Raw genomic sequence first — 18,785 nt, 5'->3', positions numbered from 1 at the left:
GGACCTTATCACCGCTGAACGCTCGGCCGTAATAGCAAATGGCATGGACGTGATAAGGTCCTTCGCTGCGCTCAGGATGACAGGTTTTGTTCCCTGCTAAGCGTCGGCTCAAAGTTCACCCAGCGCGGCCACTTGCTGGAAGTCGGTGTGGTCGGTAATCAGGTCCCAGGCGTAGCGCACGAACATCTTGCCCACCGCGTACTCCTCCATCATCATCACGGGCAGGCCCAGGGCCAGGCGGAGCAGGGCAGCGGGCTGGTTCTGGCCGGCGGCGGCCGTGAGGTATATCCAGGCCGGAAAGCGGGGGTTGATTTCGAGAATCACCAGCTCATCGGCCGACGTCCGAATCAACTCCAGCTCGAAGCCGCCGCGCCAGCGCGTGGCCTCGGCAAAGCGGCGGGCCAGGGCCAGCAGCGCCTCATCTTCCAGCGTAATGCCCGCCCAGGCCTTGCCCCGGTCCGTGATGGTGAGCTTGCGCATGGGCACTGCGCTCAGGGTGCGGCCGTGCCCGTCGCCCAGCCCAGCAATGTTGATTTCCTGCCCCGCCACAAATTCCTGCGCAATGAGTGGCACGCCCCACAGCCCGCTCAGCCGCCCAAACGCCTGCTCGGCCTGCGCCAGCGAGTGCACCACGGCGGCGTCGTAGTAGCGGCCCTTCAGCACCAGCGGCCAGCCCAGGGTTTCGGCGGCAGCGGGCAGCTCGAAGGCGCTGTGCAGGGGCCGGCTGGCGGGCGTGCGCAGCCCGTGCGCCGCCCCGAAGGCGGCCAGGTTCAGCTTGTCGCGGGCATCGAGCTGGGCCAGCGTCGGCAAGAACGTGTGGATGCCCAGCGCCCGCAGCTCGGGTTCCAGCTTGATGAAGTTGAACAGCTCGGCGTCGAAGTTGGGGATGAGCACGGCCACGTCCTCCCGCTCGCGGATGTGGGCCAGCCGCGCCAGGAGCGCCGCCGTGCCGGCCGATGGGTAGGGGAGCTGATAGGTCTTGTCCACCAGCTCGCGCAGGTAGATGCCCGGCTCCAGGGCCTCGTAGCTCAGCCCGATGATGCGCAGGTCGAAGTCCGTGGTTTCGCGCAGGGCGCGGATGACGGCCACACCCGGCCCGGGGCTGTCGGTGGCGTTGAGGCCGGTCACGGCCACGGTCAGGCGCGGTCGTACCTGGTAAGGCCGGGAGTTGGAAGGGGGCACGGATTATTGGTCTAGCAGGTTGAAGTCGCGCAACTGGGCCAGCAGGTCGTCCCAGTCCTTTTCCAGCTGGCCGGGGGCCACGTTGTAGCGCTCCAGAATGTCGGCCTTGATGGCAGCCACGTCCATCCCCGCCTTGGCGCAGGCCAGGATGTCGGCCGCCAGCGGGTTGGCCGCGAAAGAGTCGCCGGTGGCGGGATTGAAGATGAATCCGGCCTCGCTGGTGGCAATGTTGGGCTTGAGCTTCATGAGAAGGGAAAGGTAGGCAGAACAGGTTGGAGCTGGTTTCTAGAAGAACGTCATGCAGAGCGCAGCGAAGCATGACGGGCAATGAAGCATTGCCACCCCCCCTACGGAATTACCTCCACCCAGCCCTTGAACTTGCGGCCGTCGGTGTACGTGGCGAGGTAATAATACAGCCCGCCCACGCCCTGGCCGCCCCACTGAAATCCGCGCTCCGAGGAGGCAAACACCTGCTGCCCCCAGCGCGAGAAGATTTTGATGCCCGCAAACTTATTGTCGCAGAAGTCCACCGGCAGGTCGGGCATGCGCAGGAAGTCGTTCAAGCCGTCGCCGTTCGGTGTGATGACGTTGGCTGGGCGGAAGGCTGTCTCATTGGCTACCGGCACCACTTCGAAACGGATGGCCCGCTCCTGCGGCAGCGGCACGCAGGGGCCGGTCTCGGTCAGTTTAAAATGAACAACCAAGCCGTCATTGTTGCCAATGGCCGCCACGGTCGCGCAAGTGGGCTCCCAGATGAAGGTGCCGTTGGCCTGCCCCGCGCCGTTCTGCGCCGCAAACTGCATGCCCATGGCGGCCAGGCCAAAGCCCTCGCCGGTGGCGGTAAGGGCCAGGGCGTTGCGGTCGGCGTCGGTGCCGGTCAGGGTGGCGGTGTAGCGCTGGCCCAGCGTCACGCGCACCACCGTGGGCGTGGCGTCCACGGTCGGGACCGGGGCGGGCGGGAAGCTGCTGGTGAGCACCGGGGCCGCGTTGGTGCCCTGCGTGGCGGTGAAGGCCACCCGGACGGTATCGTGCTTGGGCAGGCTGCAGCCGTTATCAGCCACAATGAGGTCGAGCAGATACACCTTGCCTTTGGTATCGGCGCAGTCGGGAAAACAGAGGGTGGCGGTAAGCGTATCGGGCGCGCCGGCCGCGCGCACCGTGCCGCTGGTACTGGTGGTGAAGGTGGGCGCGGGCACCGTAAAATTGACCGGCCGGGTGCTCATGGTAAGCACCGAATTCGGGTCGGGGTCGGTGTAGCGAATGGTGAGGCAGCGGTTGCCGCCGGGCAGCAGGCGCAGCGTGTCGCGGCCGGGACGGTACAGCGCGGCGCTGTTGGCCGCGTGCACCTGCAGCTTGGGCGCTACGTTGGTAGGGCAGTTCAGCACATAAAGCTGGAAGTCGCGCCGCGTCTCGCCGATTTTCACCCCCTTACGGTACTCTGAGCAGCGTACCCCGAACACGAACAAGCCCAGGCTGCTGGCCCGCACCGTGAGGCGGCCGGTGTGCGCATCGATGCCCAGGGCCGGCGAGCCCGGAATCTGGTTGGTGGTGCTCAGGCCCGGGTTCCAGGTGATGGGCGCGTAGGGCGCGGCGCTGGGCGTGGGCGCGGTGTTATTGGCCGCCGCCGAGGCGTGGCCATTCAGCGGCGTCACCATGTCGTAGATGAGCGAGTCGCCATCGGGGTCCACGCCGCCAAAATCGTAGTAAAACAACTCGCCCCGGCACGCATAGTCGCCCAGGGGCGGGAAAATGCGCGGCGTGGAGTCAAGGAAAGCCGCGCCATTGCGAACGACGGCCGGAAATTCGAGGTAAAAGGTCTGGGCAGCGCCGCCGGGGTTCACAATGTTGCCGATGGTGATGTTGCGGCAGCAGCGCTCCACGGCCACGTAGTAGCCGCCGGGGTTGGCGTAGGTAGCGGCGTCCAAGACGATGTCTTTGGTGTACACCAGCTTGCGGGTGCTCAGCGAGCCCACGGCGCAGGCCGGGTTGGTGTATTGCACAAAGGTGTTGGAGGTGAGCGGCAGCGTCAGGTTCACCACGCGCTGGTTGGTGGCTTTCACAAAAATGCTGGCCAACAGGCTCTGGTCGAGGGCCTGCGGGTCGCCGTTGATGGCATCAAAATACAGGTTGAGGCTGAGCGTATAGGTGCTACCGGACTTGTATTGCAAATCCAGCTCGCCGCCCACAATGTGCGTGGCCGATGCCGCCAGCGGCAGCAGCAACAGCAGCAGAAGACCAAGCGAGCGGAGGGTATTCATGGTGATAGTGAAGATAATAAATCTGGCGGTGGCAACCTAAGAACCTCACCCCTCGGCAGCAGCCGGAAGATGAGGTTCCGTTGCGCCGGATTAGTTAGCGCCCGTGCCGGTACCGGTGCCGGTTCCCGTACCAGTGGTGGTCGTGGTAGTAGGCGTGGTCGTGGTGGTGGTTTTCTTGGTGCAGCCGCCGTTGGGGCGCACGTTGTCTTTCTCGCAGCCCGAGAAGCTGCTCATGGAGCACAGCAGCGCCGCGGCGCTGGCAAAACGAAGTACGGAGGTTAAGCGCATGGTTACTAAGAAAATGGTGGTTGAAAAAATGAATTGAAAAAGAAAAATGGGGAACGAGCTTAGTGGATGTTGCCGCCCACGGCCAGGCCGCTGGGCACGGCGGTGGGCACGGTACGGTCGTAGCTGGCGGCCGTGAGCGACTGCAGAAAGGCGATGATGTTCTGCGGGTTGGCGACTTTGCCCGGAAACAGCGGGTCGCGCTGCTGCACGCTCACGTGCGGGTTGGCCGAAGGGGCCTGGCCCCGGCCGGGGTCGTAGAAATTGAGCACGGCCTGCAGGTTGGGCAGCGTGCCGCTGTGCATGTAAGGGGCGGTGAGGGCCACGTTGCGCAGGCTGGGCGTGCGGAAGGCGTAGCTGCCATTGGCGCCTGCGTCGGAGGCGGGGTTCTTGGTGTTGTCGGCCACGCCGAGCACGTGCAGCTGGTAGTCGCTGAGCATCGGCCCGCTGTGGCATTTGGCGCAGCCGCTGGTCACGAAATCGTTCAGGCCCTGCACCTGCTGGGCCGTAAGGGCCGATTTGTCGCCGCGCATGTACTGGTCGAAGGGTGCATCGGTGGCCACCAGCGTGCGCTCGAAGCAGGCAATGGCCTTGCCGATATTGGCCGCCGTGATGGGCGTGGCCTCGGCAAACGCGGCGCTGAACAGTGGCCCATACGCCGCGATGCCGCGCAGCCGCGCCACCACCGAATCGAGGGCCACGCCCTCGGCATATTGGTGGCCGCGCATCTCTTCCAGCGTGGCCACCGGCATCAGCGACTGCGTTTCGAGCGACTGCGCCCGCAAATCCCAGAACATGGCGGCCGTGGCGGGCTGGCAGCTGCCATCAGCAGCCATGCTGTTGAATGCGGCGTTGAGGACGGTGGGCGTGTTGCGCTTGTTGAAGGGAAAATCGTTGGGGGCGCGGAAGTGGCGGGCGGTGCCCAGGCCCTGGCCGTTGCTGCCAATGGCCAGGTCGATGGCGTCGGCGTAGCCGCTGGCGGGGTGGTGGCAGCTGGCGCAGCTCACGTCTTTGCCGCCCGACAGCACGGGGTCCCAGAACAGGGCGCGGCCCAGCGCTATTTTGGCCGCGCTGCTCGGGTTGTTAGCCGGGGCGGTTGCCACCTGCGGCAGCGCCGTGAGGGTGGCCAGGTCGGCGGCGTTGGGCGTGGCGGGCTGTTTCTGGCAGGCCACTACCACCAGCAGCACGGCGGCGCCCACCATCGAAGCAACCCGGGGAAGTAGAGACGAGGCCATGGAAAAAGCGGGGGAGGGGCGGGGTTGAAACAGCGGCCCGGCCAGTCCGGGAATGGCGGGGTTGGTTCAAATTTGCAGGCCCTCTATAGGCCGGCCCAACTGCAATCGGCGAGTTACTGCCCGGCGTCGCCCATTCGCCCGTTTAACCCCCCAAACGGCGAGGCCGAAAACTGACCATTCGGCCCCGCCGGCACCAGCGGCCGAAAGCGCCGATTGGGCGATACCACGCCCCCGCTGGCCGATGTGAGGCCCAGGCACCCCAAGCCGCGGTTGTAGCTTGCGGAGCAATTCCTTGTCACCACTTCTATGGCGTTACCGCTACTCCGTTCGGCTTCCACGCTGCTGCTGCACGCCTTGGTCTGGGGCTTGGTGGCGGTGCTGTTGGTGGCCCAGCAGCCCGATTACCCCGGCACCAAACCCACCGAGTTCTGGCTGACGCAGGCCGTGGTGTTCGGGCTGCTGGTGGGCGTGTTTTACCTGAATGTGCTGTGGGCCGCGCCGCGCCTGCTGTACGGCGGCAAAGCCTGGGCCTATGTGGCCCTGAATGCGGTAGTGGTGCTGGCGGTGCTGGCCATTCATCAGCAGGTGGAGCAGCGGCTAGGCGTGCCCGAGCTGGTGGCCACCGCCCGCGAAGCCGTCCTCAACCCGCCCAACCCGTGGTCGGGGCCGCGCCCGCACCCGCAGCTGGGGCCCGACGAAGGCCGCCCATTATTCAACACCGGCGTGCTGCTGATTACGCTGCTGGTGCTGGGCATTGCCACCAGCCTCGCGGCCATGCAAAAGGGCCAGCGCGACGCCGAAAGCCGCCTGGAGCTGGAGCGCCGCCAGGTCGCTACTGAGCTCAGCCTGCTTAAAGCCCAGATTAACCCGCACTTCTTCTTCAACACCCTCAACAACATCTACGCCCTCACGCTGCTCGACGCCGACCAGGCCCGCGCCGCCCTGCACCGCCTCTCGCGCATGATGCGCTACGTGCTGTACGAGTCGCCGGCCGGCCATACGCGTTTGAGCCAGGAAATCAGCTTCCTGCGCGATTATATTGAACTGATGCACCTGCGCCTGACCAACAAAGTGCAGGTCAAATTTGAGATGCCCGACCCGCTCAGCCCCGACCCCTTCATCGCGCCCATGCTGTTTCAGCCGTTTGTGGAGAATGCGTTTAAGCACGGCGTGAGCGCCACCGCGCCCAGCTGCATTACCATCCAGCTGCGCCAGCCCACGGCCACCACCGTCGAGCTGTGCGTGCGCAACACCGTATTTCCCGACCGGCCCGCCGATGACGACGAGCCCGGTGGCATTGGCCTGGCCAACACCCAGCGCCGCCTCGATTTGCTGTACCCGCAGGCCCACACCGTGCGCGTGCAGCCCCGCAACCCCGCTAACGAGTACGAAGTATGTCTCCATCTGAACCTGTAGCGCCCGCCCCTTTGGTAATCAACTGCATGGCCGTCGACGACGAGCCGCTGGCCCTCGGGCTGGTCTGTTCTTTTATCGAGCAAACGCCGTTTCTGCGCCTCGCTGGCCGGCACGAAAGCGCGGTGGCCGCCCTGCGCGCCCTGCACGAGCAGCCCGAAATCCAGCTGCTGTTTCTCGACATCAAGATGCCCGACCTCAGCGGCCTGGAGCTGGCCCGGGTGCTGCAAAATGGCCCCCGCGTCATCTTCACCACCGCCTTCAACCAATATGCCCTCGAAGGCTTCCGCGTCGATGCGCTCGACTACCTGCTCAAGCCCTTCAACTACGAGGAATTCCTGCGTGCCGCCCTTAAGGCCCGGGCCTTTTTTGAGCTGAAACAAGCCGGCAAGGTGCCGGCGCCGGCTGCTCCGGTGGCTGCGGCGGCCACCGCGCCGCCCGAAGAAGATTACATCTACCTGAAGGTGGAGTACCAGCTGGTGCGCGTGCCCCTGGCCGATATCGTGTATGTAGAGGGGCTGAAGGACTACGTGAAGGTGCACCTGGCCAGCCAGACGCGGCCGCTGCTCTCGCTCACCAGCCTGCGCGGCATGGAGGAAAAGCTGCCCGCCAGCAAGTTTCTGCGCATCCACCGCAGCTACATTGTGGGGCTGGGCCACATCCAGTCGGTGGGGCGCAGCACGGTACAGATTGCCGGCGAAACCCTGCCCGTGAGCGACGGCTACCGCGAGGCCTTCGACCAATTTTTCAGCCGCTGGAAATAAACTTTGGCGTGGCCCGATAATCCGATTAACCTTCACGCTGCGTTAATATTTGCCGTCCTATCTTGCCTGAGTTATGAGCGAGAATCTGACCGACTTCTTCGATACCGACGGCCGTCCTGCACCCGCCGATGCCGCCGCCGAAACCGCTGAGCGCAAGCTCAAAGTGTGGGCCGTGCTTAATGCGGTGAACCAGGGCCTGATGGCCGCCGATGAAGCCTGCGCCGCCTACGGCATCAGCCCCACCGAGCTGGAAGAGCACCGCGCCGGCTGGCTCGATTTCGAAGCCGGCAGCCGCTGATGGCCCGTTTGGGCTGGAATTAACTTTTGCCGTCCTTTGTCTGAATACCCGGCCGCGAATTTTCGCGCAGCCGGGTATTTTTGTTTCAACTGCTACCTTTAGCCGTCCATAGCACCTCTTCATGCCTGAAAATTATCCTACCGCTGTCCACGTTTTGCCCCAGCTGCTCAAAGCGCCCACCGGCATCGAAGGGCTCGACGAAATCACCGAAGGCGGCCTGCCGCTGGGCCGGCCCACGCTGATTTGCGGCAGCGCCGGCTGCGGCAAAACCCTGATGGGCATCGAATTTCTGGTGCGCGGCATTCTGAACTACAACGAGCCGGGCGTGCTCATGGCCTTTGAGGAAACCGGCCCGGAGCTGGCCGCCAACGTGGCCTCGCTGGGCTTCGACCTGAAGGGCTTGCAGGAACGCCAAATGCTGCGCCTCGACCACGTGCACATTGACCGCTCCGAGATAGAGGAAACCGGCGAGTACGATTTGGAGGGCCTGTTCATTCGCCTGGGCCACGCCATCGACAGCATCGGGGCCAAGCGCGTGGTGCTCGACACCATTGAGGCCCTGTTTTCGGGCTTCCCGAACCAGGCCGTGCTGCGGTCGGAAATCCGCCGGCTGTTTCACTGGCTCAAGGAAAAGGGCGTCACCACCATCATCACCGCCGAGCGCGGCGACGGCACCCTCACCCGGCAAGGGCTGGAAGAATACGTGTCGGACTGCGTGATTCTGCTCGACAACCGCGTGATTGACCAGATTACCACCCGCCGGCTGCGCGTGGTGAAGTACCGCGGCAGCACCCACGGCACCAACGAATACCCTTACCTCATTACCGAAGACGGCATTTCGGTGCTGCCCGTGACCTCGCTGCGGCTCGACCACGCCGTGTCGGACCACATTGTGTCGTCCGGCATTCCGGCCCTCGACGACATGTTTGGCCTGCACGGCTACTACGAGGGCAGCAGCGTCCTCATCACCGGCACGGCCGGCACCGCCAAAACCACCCTGGCCGCCGGCTTTGCCGATAAAATTTGCCGGGACGGGGGGCGCTGCATCTTTTTTGCCTTTGAAGAATCGCCGGCGCAGCTGCTGCGCAACATGGCGTCGGTCAACATCAACCTGAAGGAGCACGTAGCGGCCGGCCGGCTGCTCATCGAGGCCACCCGGCCCACCCTCAACGGCCTGGAGCAACACCTCGTGACGCTGCACCGCTTGGTGAAGGAGTTCAAGCCCACGGCCGTGGTCATCGACCCCATCACCAACCTCATCACCGTGGGCAACGTGAACGAGGTGCGCAGCATGCTCACCCGCCTCATCGATTTTCTGAAGGTCAACGGCATCACGGCCCTGTTCACGGCGCTGGTAACCGGGCGCGGCCTGCAGCAGGAAATGACCGAAGAAGGCGTGTCGTCGTTGGTCGATACCTGGATTTCGGTGCGCGACCTGGAAGGAGTGGGCGAGCGCAACCGCGGCCTGAGCATCCTCAAGTCGCGCGGCATGGCGCACTCCAACCAGGTGCGCGAATTCATCGTGACCCCGCACGGCATTGAGCTGCTCGACGTGGTGCTCGGGCCCACCGGCATCGTGACCGGGGCCAGCCGCCTCACCCAGCAAATGCAGGAACACGCCGAAGCGCTGGCCGCCCAGCAGGAAGCCGACCGCCGCGACCGCGAGCTGGAACGCCGCCGCCGCATGCTGGAAGCCAACATTGCCAACCTGCGCACCGAGTTCGAATCGGTGGAGGAGGAGCTGCGCCTAATCAGCTCCAACGAGCAAAACCGCCAGCAAACCCGGCTCAACGGCCACCAGCGCATCGCGGCGGCCAATCCCTCGGCCTCTAGCGCCCCCAGCGCCGAAAGCGGCCAGTAACCCAAACCCCCGGAATGCCGTAGCATTCTATCCCACCACCCGTTTTATGCCAGAAGTAGCCGCCGTTGAATTAGAAGAAGAAGGCCTCCAGGAAACGTGGGAACTGCGCTTGTACGTGGCCGGCCAAACGCCCAAGTCGGTGACGGCCCTGGCCAACCTGAAGAAGTATTGTGAGCAGCACCTCAAAGGCCGGTACAAGTTGGAAGTGGTTGACCTGCTGGTGAATCCGCAGCTGGCCGAGGGTGACCAGATTCTGGCCATTCCCACGCTGGTGCGCAAGGTGCCCGAGCCCATCCGCAAAATTATTGGCGACCTCTCGAATGAAGAGCGGGTGCTGGTGGGGCTCGACGTGCGCCCCGCCACGAGCAAATAACCGCGCCCATGGAACCCTTTACGGACCCCCTGGCCCCACCGGAGCCCGCCGGCCCCGAATACGTGCTGCACCTGTACATAACAGGGGCCACGCCGAACTCGACGCGCGCCGTGCGCAACATCAAAGACATCTGCGAGCTGCACCTGAAAGGGCGCTACGAGCTGCTGATTGTGGATGTTTTCCAGCAGCCCGACCTGGCCGAGCGCGAAGACCTCATTGGGGTGCCCACGCTCATCAAGCGCAGCCCCGGCCTGGTGCGCCGCCTGGTGGGCGACCTCTCGGACCGCGAGCGAGTGCTGAAAGCGTTGGGCATTAATCCATCGGCTGACGAGGCCGGGCGCGATGAGTAAGCCGCTGCCCACAGCTACCGAACTGGCCCGGGCCAACGAGGAGCTGCGCGAGCAGCTGGAAGAAGCCCACGACCTGATTCACGCCATCCGGACCGGCGCCGTGGACGCGCTGGCCGTGCAGGGGGCCGAGGGGCCGCGCATCTTTACCCTGCAAGGGGCCGACCAGAGCTACCGCATCCTCATCGAGCAGATGAACGAAGGCGCCCTGCTGCTGGCCGAAGATGCCACCGTGCTCTACTGTAACGCCAGCCTGGCCGACCTGCTGCACTGCCCGCTGGGCGAAATAATGGGCCGCAGCTTCGACGAGTTTGTCCCCTCAGGCTTCAGGCAAACGTGGGCCGCGCTGATGGACCGGGGCTGGGCCGGCAAAAGCCGCGGCGAACTGCCGCTGCGAACCCAGACCGGGGCGCTGCTGCCCTTCTCGGTGTCGATGAATGTGCTGGAATTCAACGAAACGCTGGCCCTGGCCGTCATCATTACCGACCTGTCGGCACAGCGCGAAATCACGGCCATTCGGGCGCAGGTGGCCGAGCAGAACGCCCTGCTCGACCGCAAGAACGAGGAATTGAAGCGCGAAGAGGCCGCCCGCCTCGCCGGCGAGCGCGCCGCCGCCGAAGCCAGCCGCGTGCTGGAAGGCATCCCCCAGATTGCCTGGACGGCCAACCCCCAGGGGTTAAACACCTATCTCAACCGCCGCTGGTTCGATTACATTGGCCGGGAAAATGCCAAGGGCCCCGACCAGGGCTGGGCGGCCCACCTGCACCCTGCCGACCGTCCCGCCTCCGGGCAGCGATGGCAAGAGTGCCTGCTATCCGGCGAGCCCTACGAGGTGGAGTACCGCTTCCGCAACCGCGCCGGCGACTACCGCTGGATGCTGGGCCGCGCCCTGCCCTCGCGCAACGCGCAGGGCGAGATTATCCAGTGGATTGGCACCTGCACCGACATTCACGAGCAGAAGCTGGCCCTGGAGCGCATCGACCAGGCCCAGCAGCAATTGCGCGACAATAACGAACTGCTCACCCGCGTCAACGCCGACCTCGACAACTTCATCTACACGGCCTCGCACGACCTCAAAGCGCCCATCAGCAACATCGAAGGCCTGCTCGATGCCCTGCTGCTGGAGCTGCCGGCCCCCACGGCGCAAAGCGAAGAAGTGCAGCCCCTGCTCGACCTGATGCTGGACTCGGTGAACCGTTTCAAGCGCACCATCGAGCACCTCACCGAAGTGTCGCGGCTGCAAAAGGAGCATCGCAGCTACGTGACCCCGGTCGACCTGGTGGCCATCATCCACGACGTGCGCCTCGATTTGGAACCGGTTATTCAGAGCACGGAGGCCCGGCTGGAAATCGACGTGCAGGCCGCCACGGTGCTGTTTTCCGAAAAAAACCTGCGCTCGGTGGTCTTCAACCTGCTCAGCAACGCCCTGAAGTACCGCGCCCCCACGCGGCCGCCGCACGTGCGCCTGCGCACCTGGGCCGAAGCGGGCCACGTGGTGCTCGAAGTGCGCGACAACGGCCTGGGCTTTGATACCGCGTATGCCGACCGGCTGTTTGGCATGTTTCAGCGCTTCCACGACCACGTGGAGGGCTCGGGCATTGGCCTGTACATGGTGAAAAAAATGGTGGAAAATGCCGGCGGCCGCATCACCGTGGCCTCGACGCTGGGCGCGGGCAGCGTGTTTACGGTGTACTTTGCCAATGAATAAATTGCGCCGCCCGGACCCGGCTTTGCCGGCATCGGGTCGGATTGAATGCCTATGCAAAAACTCGCCTGCGTCCTGCTCGTCGATGACGACGCCACCGCCAACTACCTCAACCAGCTGCTGCTGAAGCGGCTGGGCGTGGCCGAGCAGGTGCTGGTGGCGCTCAACGGCAAGGAGGCCCTGGACCTGCTGCACGTGCATTGCCAGACGCCTTTTGCCGACTGCCCGGTGCTGATTCTGCTGGACGTGAAAATGCCCGTGATGGACGGTTTTGCCTTCCTCGAAGCCTTCGAGCAGCTACCCGCCGTTCAGCGCGAGGCCATCACCATCGTGATGCTGACCACTTCGCTGCACCCCCGCGACGTGGAACGGGTGCAACAGCTCAACATCGGCGGCTTTTTCAACAAGCCCCTGAACCGGGGAAAGGTCAACGACATTTTAAAAAAGCACTTCGGCCGCCAACTACCGGAAGAGTAAGCGGTGCTGCCACCTACGGATAGCCCCACGGCCGCGCCGCGCTACGGAATCAACAAAATCTTGCCCGCGCTTTGGCGGCTTTCGAGGTAGCGGTGGGCAGCGGCCCCGTCGGCCAGCGCAAACTGCCCGGCGATGTGCACCCGCAACGCTCCGGCCGCCACCAGACCGAATAGCTCCGCGGCCCGGCGCTGCCGCTCCCCGCCCGAGTCGAGATAATTCCACAAATCGCCACCGGTCAGCGTCTTCGATGAGTCCATGAGCTGGCGCGGGTCGACCGGGGCGGGGTTGCCGCCGGCCATGCCGTAGAACACCACCGTGCCCCTGGTTTTCACCGCCTCCAGGCTTTGGGCCAGGGTGCTGCCCACGCTGTCGTACACGGCATCGGGGCCCTGGCCGTGGGTGTGGGCGCGCAGCTGGGCCGCCCAGTCGTCGGAATATAAAAAAACGGCCTCTGCCCCCAGCTCGTGGGCCACTTTGGCTTTTTCGGGCGAGGAGGTGAGGCCCAGCACCCGGCCGCCACGCTGGCGAATAAGCTGGGTGAGGAGCTGCCCCACGCCACCGGCCACGGCGTGCACCGCCACCACATCGCCGGGCTGCACGGGGTAGCTGTCGTGGCTGAGGTAGTGGGCCGTGAGCCCTTGGAGCAGCAGCGCCGCTCCCAACTCGAACGATACGCCGGCCGGCAGCGCCAGCAGTTTCTCGGCCGGGGCCAGCACCAGCTCGGCATTGGCAAAGGGCACGTCGGCAAAGGCTACCCGGTCGCCCGGGCCAAAGTCCAACACCTCGGCCCCCACGGCTTCTACCACGCCGGCCGCTTCGTAGCCGGCCAGGTAGGGCGGCCGGCCCAGCAGGTGGTAGTGCCCCTGGCGGCGGTACACGTCGGCATAGTTCAGGCCGATGGCGCGGGTGCGCACCAGCACTTCGCCGGGGCCGGGCGCAGCCGGGGCCGGCACCTCGGCGTAATACAGAACCTCGGGGCCGCCAAAGGTGTCAAAACAAAGGGCTTTCATAACGCGAAAAACAGCATGGGAGGGTAAAATTAACCACTGTTTTTTGCCGGACTGCGTGCGCGTTCGTTCTGAAAACCTGGTTCCTTCTGGTGGTGCCGCCTACTGCCGCTCCAGGGCGGCGCGGTCCCAGTTCGATAAGTCGGCCGCGGCGGCGTAGGTGCTTTGCAGGAAGTCGAGCACGGTCTGGCGCGGGTTTGGGGCGGTGCGGGCGGCTTCGTAGGGCAGGAGAAATTCGCCCATTTCGGAGTTGAAATATGCTTCGGCGGGCTGAATGGCGGCCTCGGCCAAGCCCGGCACGCCGGGGTACACGTAGCTGTAGAAGGCGGCGGCCTGGCCGTTGCCGCCGGGCCACCAGCCCGCCGCGCTTTGCTCGGCCGAGTACGATTCGCGGGTTACCCAGTCGGCCAGATGCGGGATGCCGCCGGGGTGCGGCGGCGCGGGCCGCCCCGAAAAGCGCGTGACGGCCAAATCGAAGCTGCCCCAGAAAAAATGCACCGGGCTGCACTTGCCCGTAAAGCCCCCCCGAAACTCGTTAAGCACGGCATCGGCCCGCAACAGCACCTGCCAGAACTGCTGCACGGCCGCCGCGTCGTAGGAGCAGTGGTGCTCATCCTGGGTAAAGGGCGTGGCTTCCTCCAATTCCACCGGCACGGGCCATATTTTGACGTGAATGCCGGCTTCGCGCAGCAAGGCGCGGTAGTGGTGGTAGAAATCGGCCACGGAACGGGGCTGTAGCGCCAGTTCCCAACTGCGGCCGTCGCTGGTGTGCAGGCGCAGGCAGTGGTGGTTGAAGTCGAACACGACCTCGCAGGAGCCCCCGGTGTAGGGCATCGCGCCGGTAGAAAGGCCGCGCGGCGTCACATACAGCGGCACCTGCCACCAGTGGTTCACCATGGGGCTGAGCGCCAGGCGGGTCTTGCCCACCATCTGGGTCCAGAGGTGCAGGGTTTGGCGGGTGTCGTCCCAGTTGGTGGGCAGGGCGGGCCAGTGGTCAGCAGTGAGTTGGGGCATGATGAAGCAGGCCGGAGCGGGAGTTAGCTTTCCTAAGTTAACAGAAAAACTGCGAGCACCTGCTTCCCAAAGATGGCCCTGCTGCCGGCCCGGGCTACGAGCCGAGCAAATCGTGCTTGGCGGCAAACGCAACCAGGCCCGCCACGCTGGACGAGCCGGTTTTCTCCAGCAGCCGTTGCCAGTGGCCTTCTACGGTGCGGCGGCTGAGGCACAGCTGCTCGGCGATTTCGCTGGCCCGGCGGCCTTCGCAAATCAGGCACAGCACTTCCTTTTCGCGCGGGGTGAATTCCAGCAGCTCCGGCAGTTTGGTGACGGGCTGGCGGGTGGGTTTCTGCACGCCCCGCATCAGCGCCCGCGAAATGCGGGGCGTGAAGTGGTAGCCCGTGGTGAGCACCTCCTCGATGGCGTGCACCAGCTCTTCCTGGGTGGCGTCCTTGGGTAGGTAGCTGCGGGCTCCCAGCTTCATCATCTGGGTGATGTATTTATCGGCCGAAAACATCGAGAGCACAATGATTTTCAGTCCCGGAAACTCTGCCAGCAGGAGCTGGGCTACCTCCGGCCCGTCCATTTGGGGCATCTGCAAATCAAGCAGCACCACATCGGGCAGCTGCTGCCGGCACAAGTCTACCAGCACGCTGGCCTCGGCAGTTTCCGTAATGCTGGCCACAAAGGGCAGCGGTTCGAGGATGTAGCGCAACCCCTGGCGGAACATGGGGTGGTCGTCGAGGAGGGCAATGTGGGCCGGGGCGATGGGGGAGACCATAGAATGGGGGTGACCATTAGAATGACGAAGGAAAGAAAAATAACCTTAACTCGACAGTAGCGGTAGCTCCACCACCATGCGGGTGCCCTCCCCAGGAGTGCTGTGGCGGCGCAGGCTGGCGCGCAGCATCTGCACCCGCACCTCAATGCTGCGCAGGCCCGCCCCACTGTTTTTGCGGCCCGGGCCGCTCACGCTGGCCGCAAACCCACAGCCGTCGTCCTCCACGGCCAGCGTCAGCAGCTGAGGCGTTTGGTGCAGTTGCACCAACAGGTAGGTGGCACCCTTGGCGTGTTTGAGGGCGTTGTGCAGCAGCTCCTGGCAAATGCGGTACAGGGCCAGCTCCTGGGCCAGGGCCAGGGGTTGGCCGTAGTCCATATCCAGTTCGATGGCCAGCTTGCCGGTTTCGTTGCACACGTCCACCAGGTGCTGAACGGCCTCGGCCAGGCCGTAGCGCGAGAGCACGGCCGGGTACAGGCTGTGCGACACGCTGCGCACGTCCTGCACGGCCGCCGTCATGAGTTCTTCGATGAGGCCCAGCAGCTCGGGCGGTGGGACCTGGTTGGGTAGGCTGGTGAGCCGGTTAATCAGGAGCTTGGCCGTGGCCACGGTCGAGCCAATGCCATCGTGCAGGTCTTGCCCGATGCGTTCACGCTCCCCTTCCTGCGCCTCAATAATGGCCACCAGCAGCTGCTGCTGATGAATGGCCTCGGCGGTGCGCATGTGGAGCTGCTGCTGGAGCAGGCGCTTCTGGTACGTCACCAAAAAAACCAGCAGCGTGCCGGCCGCCAGCAGCATCACCGCGATGCCGCTAAATAGGAGTTGTCCAAACGTTACTTCCGCTGGGGGAGCCATAAGGCCAGGCTGTAGCAGCTATAAAGCATAATGAACAAAAACGAATGTATCATCCAGACGTTGGCGTTCAGCTGGTGGGAATAGTTCAGCAGGTAGTTGCTGAAAATAGCAATCTGCAGATAGCCCAGGTAATATATCAATAATCCCGTCGATACCCAGAACATGGGCTCGCGCCGCAGCTGCATCACGCGCAGCTCGCGCAGCAGCTTGCGGAAATAAAGCCCCACCAGCAGCAGCACCAGTGCTCCTTGAACCACCTGCTGGCCGGGCCGAAACTGGGCCAGCGCGCCCGGGGCCATGCTATCGAACAAGGCATACGCCGCAAAGCCGCCTACCAGCCAGGGCACGGCCCGGGTGAAGGTAGGCGACTCAAGCGTGTGCCGATAAACCAGGGCCAGCAGGGTGAACTCGCCAACCATGTACACCGGCATCAAAAACATATTGTTGCGGTGCTGAATCATGAACGTAAAAGCCAACACGTTCATCGGCAGGATGAAACCGATAAGCGCGGTGAGGTAACGTAGATTCAGCGGCAGCTGGCGAAAGCGAATCAGGCCGATGATTCCCGCCACCAATACCGGCAACATCGTCAACCGCATCACCAGTTGCTGCAACGAAAGATGGAAAAGGTCAGTCATAGGGTACTTGCCTTCCTCCGTCAGAACCGGCAATGAATGAGTTGCTTTGTTGTCATTCTTCAGGTGCCGGGAGGGCACGGAAAGGCCATGTCAAAAGCGCGCGATGCGACTCCCAGACCACGGGCGGCCTGCCCACCGACGGGAGCCTGAAGCACCAGCCCGAACGTTTTCGTCAAATCGGCCTCCGAGGTAGCGGTAGGGGCGTGGTACTCGTGTAGGCCCAGGGCCAGGCTGATGTTCTGGCCCGGAGCGGACTCGGCGCCAAAGAGCGCCGACACAAAATCCTTTATCTCAAAGTTGTAGCCTTCGAGCGTGACCGGCTCGTGCGTGGTGGCGTCGTAGGAGGTAAACATGTTCGCCATGATTTGTTCCGCATCGTGCCAGTTTGCCTGCCAGTCAGCGGCCAGGTCCAGCGGAATTGGCTCACCCAATACTGCCTTCGAGTTGTTGGCCGTGAAGTAGGGGTCGGGCAGGTAGTAAGCCGACAGCGGGTAGCCGGTGGCATCGGTGGCAAACAGGACGAGGTTGAACCGCTCTCCTTGCGTGCTGGGCATGAGCAAAAACCGCGCTCTAATCTGGCGAACCCCGACGGCCGAAACCAGCCATTTTATGCGCTCGAGCGGAAAGCTCAGGGCCATCAGGCGGGTACCGTCCGGCCCGAGGAAGGCTTGCGTCAGATTGGCCCCGGACGGCCCGGCAAATTCCTTCCATACCGCCGCGTACTGGTTGTAGTCGTCCTGGCTGAGGAGACAAGATGTTTCAGTGGCATTGCGTGCCAGCGAGTTATCATTCATTGGGGTAGGTGAGTAAGGTTGGTGAAATGATGCATTTTCGGCGGTGAAGCTTTGGAAGATAACGCTTTAAGCTAAACTCATGGTCGAGGTTTCTGGCGGCGGCTTACTTCGCCGGCGAGGCGACCGGGCTAAACTGGTCGCGCGGTGGCACAAAGAACCGCAACAAGCCCGGTGCGTATCCCCGTAGAACTACGGTGTTTCAAAACCGGGTATTTCTACGCTGACTACAGCCCAGTTTCATCCGGTTTTCCCTTGCTCGAGTGCCGGGCTAGGCCGGTAGGAAATCTGCGAAGTGCGCCAAATCCACTTCCCTGGCCACGGCCTGGCCCACTTCCTGCAGCTGCGGAATGTATTCGACGGAGTCCATCTGCTGCACGGTTTCGGGCTTGATGTGGGGCAGCCCCAGCGCGTCGAGGCCGGCGCGGGAAAGGTCGGCGTTGTAGCGCAGGTAGGTGAAAAACTTCTTCTCGATGGAACCCGGGCCAATGTCGCCCTTCAAATCCAGCACCTCGCTATCGATTTCGCCCCCGTGCAGGCAGCGCCCAAACACGCGGCACAGCATGTCCTGCTCATTAGATGCCGCAAACATCAGGGCCGACGGGATGGAGCTGGCGTTGTAGAGCAGGTTCATCTGGCCGGGGGCGAGGTCGGCGTTGGAGCCGGCCGCCGCGCCCGTGCCCACCGACACGAGCAAGAGCTGGTCTTCGCCGGTGGGCCACTCCAGCTTGTAGGGCTTCACGGTGGCCATGAGGAAAAGCTGGAAGGCCGGGTTGTTGTACATGGTCACGCCGCCGTCCACGAACACGAAATCGTCGGTGCCCACAGTCACTACTTCGGGAGGAAAGTAGGTGGGGGCGGCCGTGCTGGCCCGCACCAACTGCCAGAGCGGCAGCTTCAGGTTGCAGCTGTGGTGGCTGATGTCGTTGTACTTGGCCCTGGGGTTGTTGGAGAGCGGCCAGGGCGAGTCGGTGGTGGCGTTGCGCAGAATTAGCAGCAGGTAGGTTTTCAGGGCTTGGCTGCCGAGCGTGGCTTCCGGCTCGCCGCTGCGCTCCCGGATAACTTCCTGGAGCTTTTGGGCCAGCTGTTCGTCCTTGTACTTATTGCGGAAGCGCTTCAGGATGTTGGCCTTGTCGAACATGGCCGGGCCGCTGGCCAGGTAAAACGCCCGGATATCGGTCACGCGCATGCCCAGGCTGAGGCAGGTGGCAATGATGGCCCCGGTGCTGGTGCCCGCAATGTAGTCGAAGTAATCGGCCAGCACGAAGCCCGGGCCGGCGCCGAGGCGCTGCTCCAGGCTGCGCTCCAGCTCGGCCAGAATTTCCAGGGTGATGGTGCCGCGAATGCCGCCGCCGTCCAGCGCCAGCAGCTTGCGCGGACCGGCCTTCGCGTTGATGTCTTGAATTGCCATGAAAACGGTAGTGGAAGTGTGGAAGAGGGGAGAAGGGGTTGGAAATGGCTGTGCCCGGCTCTCGGACAAAAATCGAACTGTCGAGCTTGATTCGGCTGTGAAGTAACAGGT

20 protein-coding genes are annotated in these 18,785 nt (G+C 63.9%); 8 read left to right on the top strand and 12 right to left on the bottom strand.

Annotated features, from left to right (window positions below; all coding sequences use genetic code 11):
• Nucleotides 1–108: 108 nt before the first annotated feature.
• The 5 genes from ACYU7Q_RS09415 to ACYU7Q_RS09395 form a co-directional block, all read right to left on the bottom strand.
• Nucleotides 109–1,182 (bottom strand): ATP-grasp domain-containing protein, encoded by a 1,074-nt coding sequence (locus tag ACYU7Q_RS09415; protein WP_460609197.1) that lies wholly within the window; start codon nucleotides 1,180–1,182, stop codon nucleotides 109–111.
• Between the two features lie 3 nt (nucleotides 1,183–1,185).
• On the bottom strand, nucleotides 1,186–1,428 hold the full coding sequence (locus ACYU7Q_RS09410; RefSeq protein WP_460609196.1) for a PqqD family protein: 243 nt from the start codon (nucleotides 1,426–1,428) through the stop codon (nucleotides 1,186–1,188).
• A gap of 101 nt (nucleotides 1,429–1,529) precedes the next feature.
• Nucleotides 1,530–3,440 carry a T9SS type B sorting domain-containing protein gene (locus ACYU7Q_RS09405; RefSeq protein ID WP_460609195.1) on the bottom strand — a complete coding sequence of 637 codons (1,911 nt, stop codon included), beginning with the start codon at nucleotides 3,438–3,440 and terminating at the stop codon, nucleotides 1,530–1,532.
• A gap of 90 nt (nucleotides 3,441–3,530) precedes the next feature.
• Entirely contained in the window at nucleotides 3,531–3,728 is a 198-nt protein-coding gene (locus ACYU7Q_RS09400) for a hypothetical protein (RefSeq protein ID WP_460609194.1), read from the bottom strand.
• A 59-nt stretch (nucleotides 3,729–3,787) separates the two neighbouring features.
• Complete coding sequence (locus tag ACYU7Q_RS09395) at nucleotides 3,788–4,960, bottom strand: cytochrome-c peroxidase (protein WP_460609193.1); 1,173 nt, start codon at nucleotides 4,958–4,960, stop codon at nucleotides 3,788–3,790.
• A 306-nt stretch (nucleotides 4,961–5,266) separates the two neighbouring features.
• Between ACYU7Q_RS09395 and ACYU7Q_RS09390 the strand changes: the two genes are divergently transcribed.
• The 8 genes from ACYU7Q_RS09390 (at nucleotide 5,267) to ACYU7Q_RS09355 (ending at nucleotide 12,198) form a co-directional block, all read left to right on the top strand.
• A complete protein-coding gene (locus ACYU7Q_RS09390) occupies nucleotides 5,267–6,376 on the top strand; it encodes a sensor histidine kinase (RefSeq protein ID WP_460609192.1) in 1,110 nt (369 codons plus the stop codon).
• Nucleotides 6,355–7,137, top strand: a complete 783-nt coding sequence (locus ACYU7Q_RS09385; RefSeq protein WP_460609191.1) for a LytR/AlgR family response regulator transcription factor — start codon at nucleotides 6,355–6,357, stop codon at nucleotides 7,135–7,137. Before ACYU7Q_RS09390 ends, ACYU7Q_RS09385 begins: the two co-directional genes overlap by 22 nt.
• Nucleotides 7,138–7,210: 73 nt before the next feature.
• Nucleotides 7,211–7,435 (top strand): DUF1153 domain-containing protein, encoded by a 225-nt coding sequence (locus ACYU7Q_RS09380; protein ID WP_460609190.1) that lies wholly within the window; start codon nucleotides 7,211–7,213, stop codon nucleotides 7,433–7,435.
• Nucleotides 7,436–7,589: 154 nt separating this feature from the next.
• Entirely contained in the window at nucleotides 7,590–9,296 is a 1,707-nt protein-coding gene (gene kaiC, locus ACYU7Q_RS09375) for a KaiC family protein (protein ID WP_460609189.1), read from the top strand.
• A gap of 46 nt (nucleotides 9,297–9,342) precedes the next feature.
• Complete coding sequence (kaiB, locus tag ACYU7Q_RS09370) at nucleotides 9,343–9,669, top strand: thioredoxin domain-containing protein (protein WP_460609188.1); 327 nt, start codon at nucleotides 9,343–9,345, stop codon at nucleotides 9,667–9,669.
• An 8-nt stretch (nucleotides 9,670–9,677) separates the two neighbouring features.
• Nucleotides 9,678–10,019 (top strand): circadian clock KaiB family protein, encoded by a 342-nt coding sequence (locus ACYU7Q_RS09365; protein WP_460609187.1) that lies wholly within the window; start codon nucleotides 9,678–9,680, stop codon nucleotides 10,017–10,019.
• Nucleotides 10,012–11,724 carry an ATP-binding protein gene (locus tag ACYU7Q_RS09360; RefSeq protein ID WP_460609186.1) on the top strand — a complete coding sequence of 571 codons (1,713 nt, stop codon included), beginning with the start codon at nucleotides 10,012–10,014 and terminating at the stop codon, nucleotides 11,722–11,724. The genes ACYU7Q_RS09365 and ACYU7Q_RS09360 overlap by 8 nt, the downstream gene beginning before the upstream one ends.
• A 51-nt stretch (nucleotides 11,725–11,775) precedes the next feature.
• On the top strand, nucleotides 11,776–12,198 hold the full coding sequence (locus ACYU7Q_RS09355; RefSeq protein ID WP_460609185.1) for a response regulator: 423 nt from the start codon (nucleotides 11,776–11,778) through the stop codon (nucleotides 12,196–12,198).
• A 41-nt stretch (nucleotides 12,199–12,239) separates the two neighbouring features.
• On the opposite strand, the gene ACYU7Q_RS09350 is transcribed toward ACYU7Q_RS09355, so the two are convergent.
• From ACYU7Q_RS09350 to ACYU7Q_RS09320, 7 genes are all read right to left on the bottom strand, one after another.
• A complete protein-coding gene (locus ACYU7Q_RS09350) occupies nucleotides 12,240–13,208 on the bottom strand; it encodes a quinone oxidoreductase family protein (protein ID WP_460609184.1) in 969 nt (322 codons plus the stop codon).
• A gap of 99 nt (nucleotides 13,209–13,307) precedes the next feature.
• The gene (locus tag ACYU7Q_RS09345; RefSeq protein ID WP_460609183.1) at nucleotides 13,308–14,219 is read right to left on the bottom strand and encodes a DUF5996 family protein; all 912 of its coding nucleotides are present in this window, start codon (nucleotides 14,217–14,219) and stop codon (nucleotides 13,308–13,310) included.
• Nucleotides 14,220–14,313: 94 nt separating this feature from the next.
• Nucleotides 14,314–14,982, bottom strand: a complete 669-nt coding sequence (locus ACYU7Q_RS09340) for a response regulator transcription factor (protein WP_460609182.1) — start codon at nucleotides 14,980–14,982, stop codon at nucleotides 14,314–14,316.
• A 45-nt stretch (nucleotides 14,983–15,027) separates the two neighbouring features.
• Nucleotides 15,028–15,834: a sensor histidine kinase gene (locus ACYU7Q_RS09335; RefSeq protein WP_460609181.1), complete on the bottom strand. Its 807-nt coding sequence runs from the start codon at nucleotides 15,832–15,834 to the stop codon at nucleotides 15,028–15,030.
• Nucleotides 15,813–16,472: a hypothetical protein gene (locus ACYU7Q_RS09330; RefSeq protein WP_460609180.1), complete on the bottom strand. Its 660-nt coding sequence runs from the start codon at nucleotides 16,470–16,472 to the stop codon at nucleotides 15,813–15,815. Before ACYU7Q_RS09330 ends, ACYU7Q_RS09335 begins: the two co-directional genes overlap by 22 nt.
• Nucleotides 16,473–16,531: 59 nt before the next feature.
• On the bottom strand, nucleotides 16,532–17,266 hold the full coding sequence (locus tag ACYU7Q_RS09325; protein WP_460609179.1) for a hypothetical protein: 735 nt from the start codon (nucleotides 17,264–17,266) through the stop codon (nucleotides 16,532–16,534).
• A 268-nt stretch (nucleotides 17,267–17,534) separates the two neighbouring features.
• Nucleotides 17,535–18,674 (bottom strand): patatin-like phospholipase domain-containing protein, encoded by a 1,140-nt coding sequence (locus ACYU7Q_RS09320; protein ID WP_460609178.1) that lies wholly within the window; start codon nucleotides 18,672–18,674, stop codon nucleotides 17,535–17,537.
• Nucleotides 18,675–18,785: the final 111 nt, after the last annotated feature.

The sequence above is a fragment of the Hymenobacter terrigena genome (genome assembly GCF_054776515.1).
Note: the sequence above shows the minus strand (reverse complement) of the source record. Positions and strands in the feature narration are given on the sequence as shown.

What these genes read in the sequence shown, in the direction of transcription:
- ACYU7Q_RS09410 (WP_460609196.1), bottom strand. Translation starts at nt 1,428, where the DNA reads ATGAAGCTCAAGCCCAACATTGCCACCAGCGAGGCCGGATTCATCTTC.
- ACYU7Q_RS09345 (WP_460609183.1), bottom strand. Translation starts at nt 14,219, where the DNA reads ATGCCCCAACTCACTGCTGACCACTGGCCCGCCCTGCCCACCAACTGG.
- ACYU7Q_RS09365 (WP_460609187.1), top strand. Translation starts at nt 9,678, where the DNA reads ATGGAACCCTTTACGGACCCCCTGGCCCCACCGGAGCCCGCCGGCCCC.
- ACYU7Q_RS09385 (WP_460609191.1), top strand. Translation starts at nt 6,355, where the DNA reads ATGTCTCCATCTGAACCTGTAGCGCCCGCCCCTTTGGTAATCAACTGC.
- ACYU7Q_RS09405 (WP_460609195.1), bottom strand. Translation starts at nt 3,440, where the DNA reads ATGAATACCCTCCGCTCGCTTGGTCTTCTGCTGCTGTTGCTGCTGCCG.
- ACYU7Q_RS09400 (WP_460609194.1), bottom strand. Translation starts at nt 3,728, where the DNA reads ATGCGCTTAACCTCCGTACTTCGTTTTGCCAGCGCCGCGGCGCTGCTG.
- ACYU7Q_RS09395 (WP_460609193.1), bottom strand. Translation starts at nt 4,960, where the DNA reads ATGGCCTCGTCTCTACTTCCCCGGGTTGCTTCGATGGTGGGCGCCGCC.
- kaiB (WP_460609188.1), top strand. Translation starts at nt 9,343, where the DNA reads ATGCCAGAAGTAGCCGCCGTTGAATTAGAAGAAGAAGGCCTCCAGGAA.
- ACYU7Q_RS09340 (WP_460609182.1), bottom strand. Translation starts at nt 14,982, where the DNA reads ATGGTCTCCCCCATCGCCCCGGCCCACATTGCCCTCCTCGACGACCAC.
- ACYU7Q_RS09360 (WP_460609186.1), top strand. Translation starts at nt 10,012, where the DNA reads ATGAGTAAGCCGCTGCCCACAGCTACCGAACTGGCCCGGGCCAACGAG.
- ACYU7Q_RS09355 (WP_460609185.1), top strand. Translation starts at nt 11,776, where the DNA reads ATGCAAAAACTCGCCTGCGTCCTGCTCGTCGATGACGACGCCACCGCC.
- ACYU7Q_RS09380 (WP_460609190.1), top strand. Translation starts at nt 7,211, where the DNA reads ATGAGCGAGAATCTGACCGACTTCTTCGATACCGACGGCCGTCCTGCA.
- ACYU7Q_RS09350 (WP_460609184.1), bottom strand. Translation starts at nt 13,208, where the DNA reads ATGAAAGCCCTTTGTTTTGACACCTTTGGCGGCCCCGAGGTTCTGTAT.
- ACYU7Q_RS09320 (WP_460609178.1), bottom strand. Translation starts at nt 18,674, where the DNA reads ATGGCAATTCAAGACATCAACGCGAAGGCCGGTCCGCGCAAGCTGCTG.
- ACYU7Q_RS09335 (WP_460609181.1), bottom strand. Translation starts at nt 15,834, where the DNA reads ATGGCTCCCCCAGCGGAAGTAACGTTTGGACAACTCCTATTTAGCGGC.
- ACYU7Q_RS09325 (WP_460609179.1), bottom strand. Translation starts at nt 17,266, where the DNA reads ATGAATGATAACTCGCTGGCACGCAATGCCACTGAAACATCTTGTCTC.
- ACYU7Q_RS09390 (WP_460609192.1), top strand. Translation starts at nt 5,267, where the DNA reads ATGGCGTTACCGCTACTCCGTTCGGCTTCCACGCTGCTGCTGCACGCC.
- ACYU7Q_RS09330 (WP_460609180.1), bottom strand. Translation starts at nt 16,472, where the DNA reads ATGACTGACCTTTTCCATCTTTCGTTGCAGCAACTGGTGATGCGGTTG.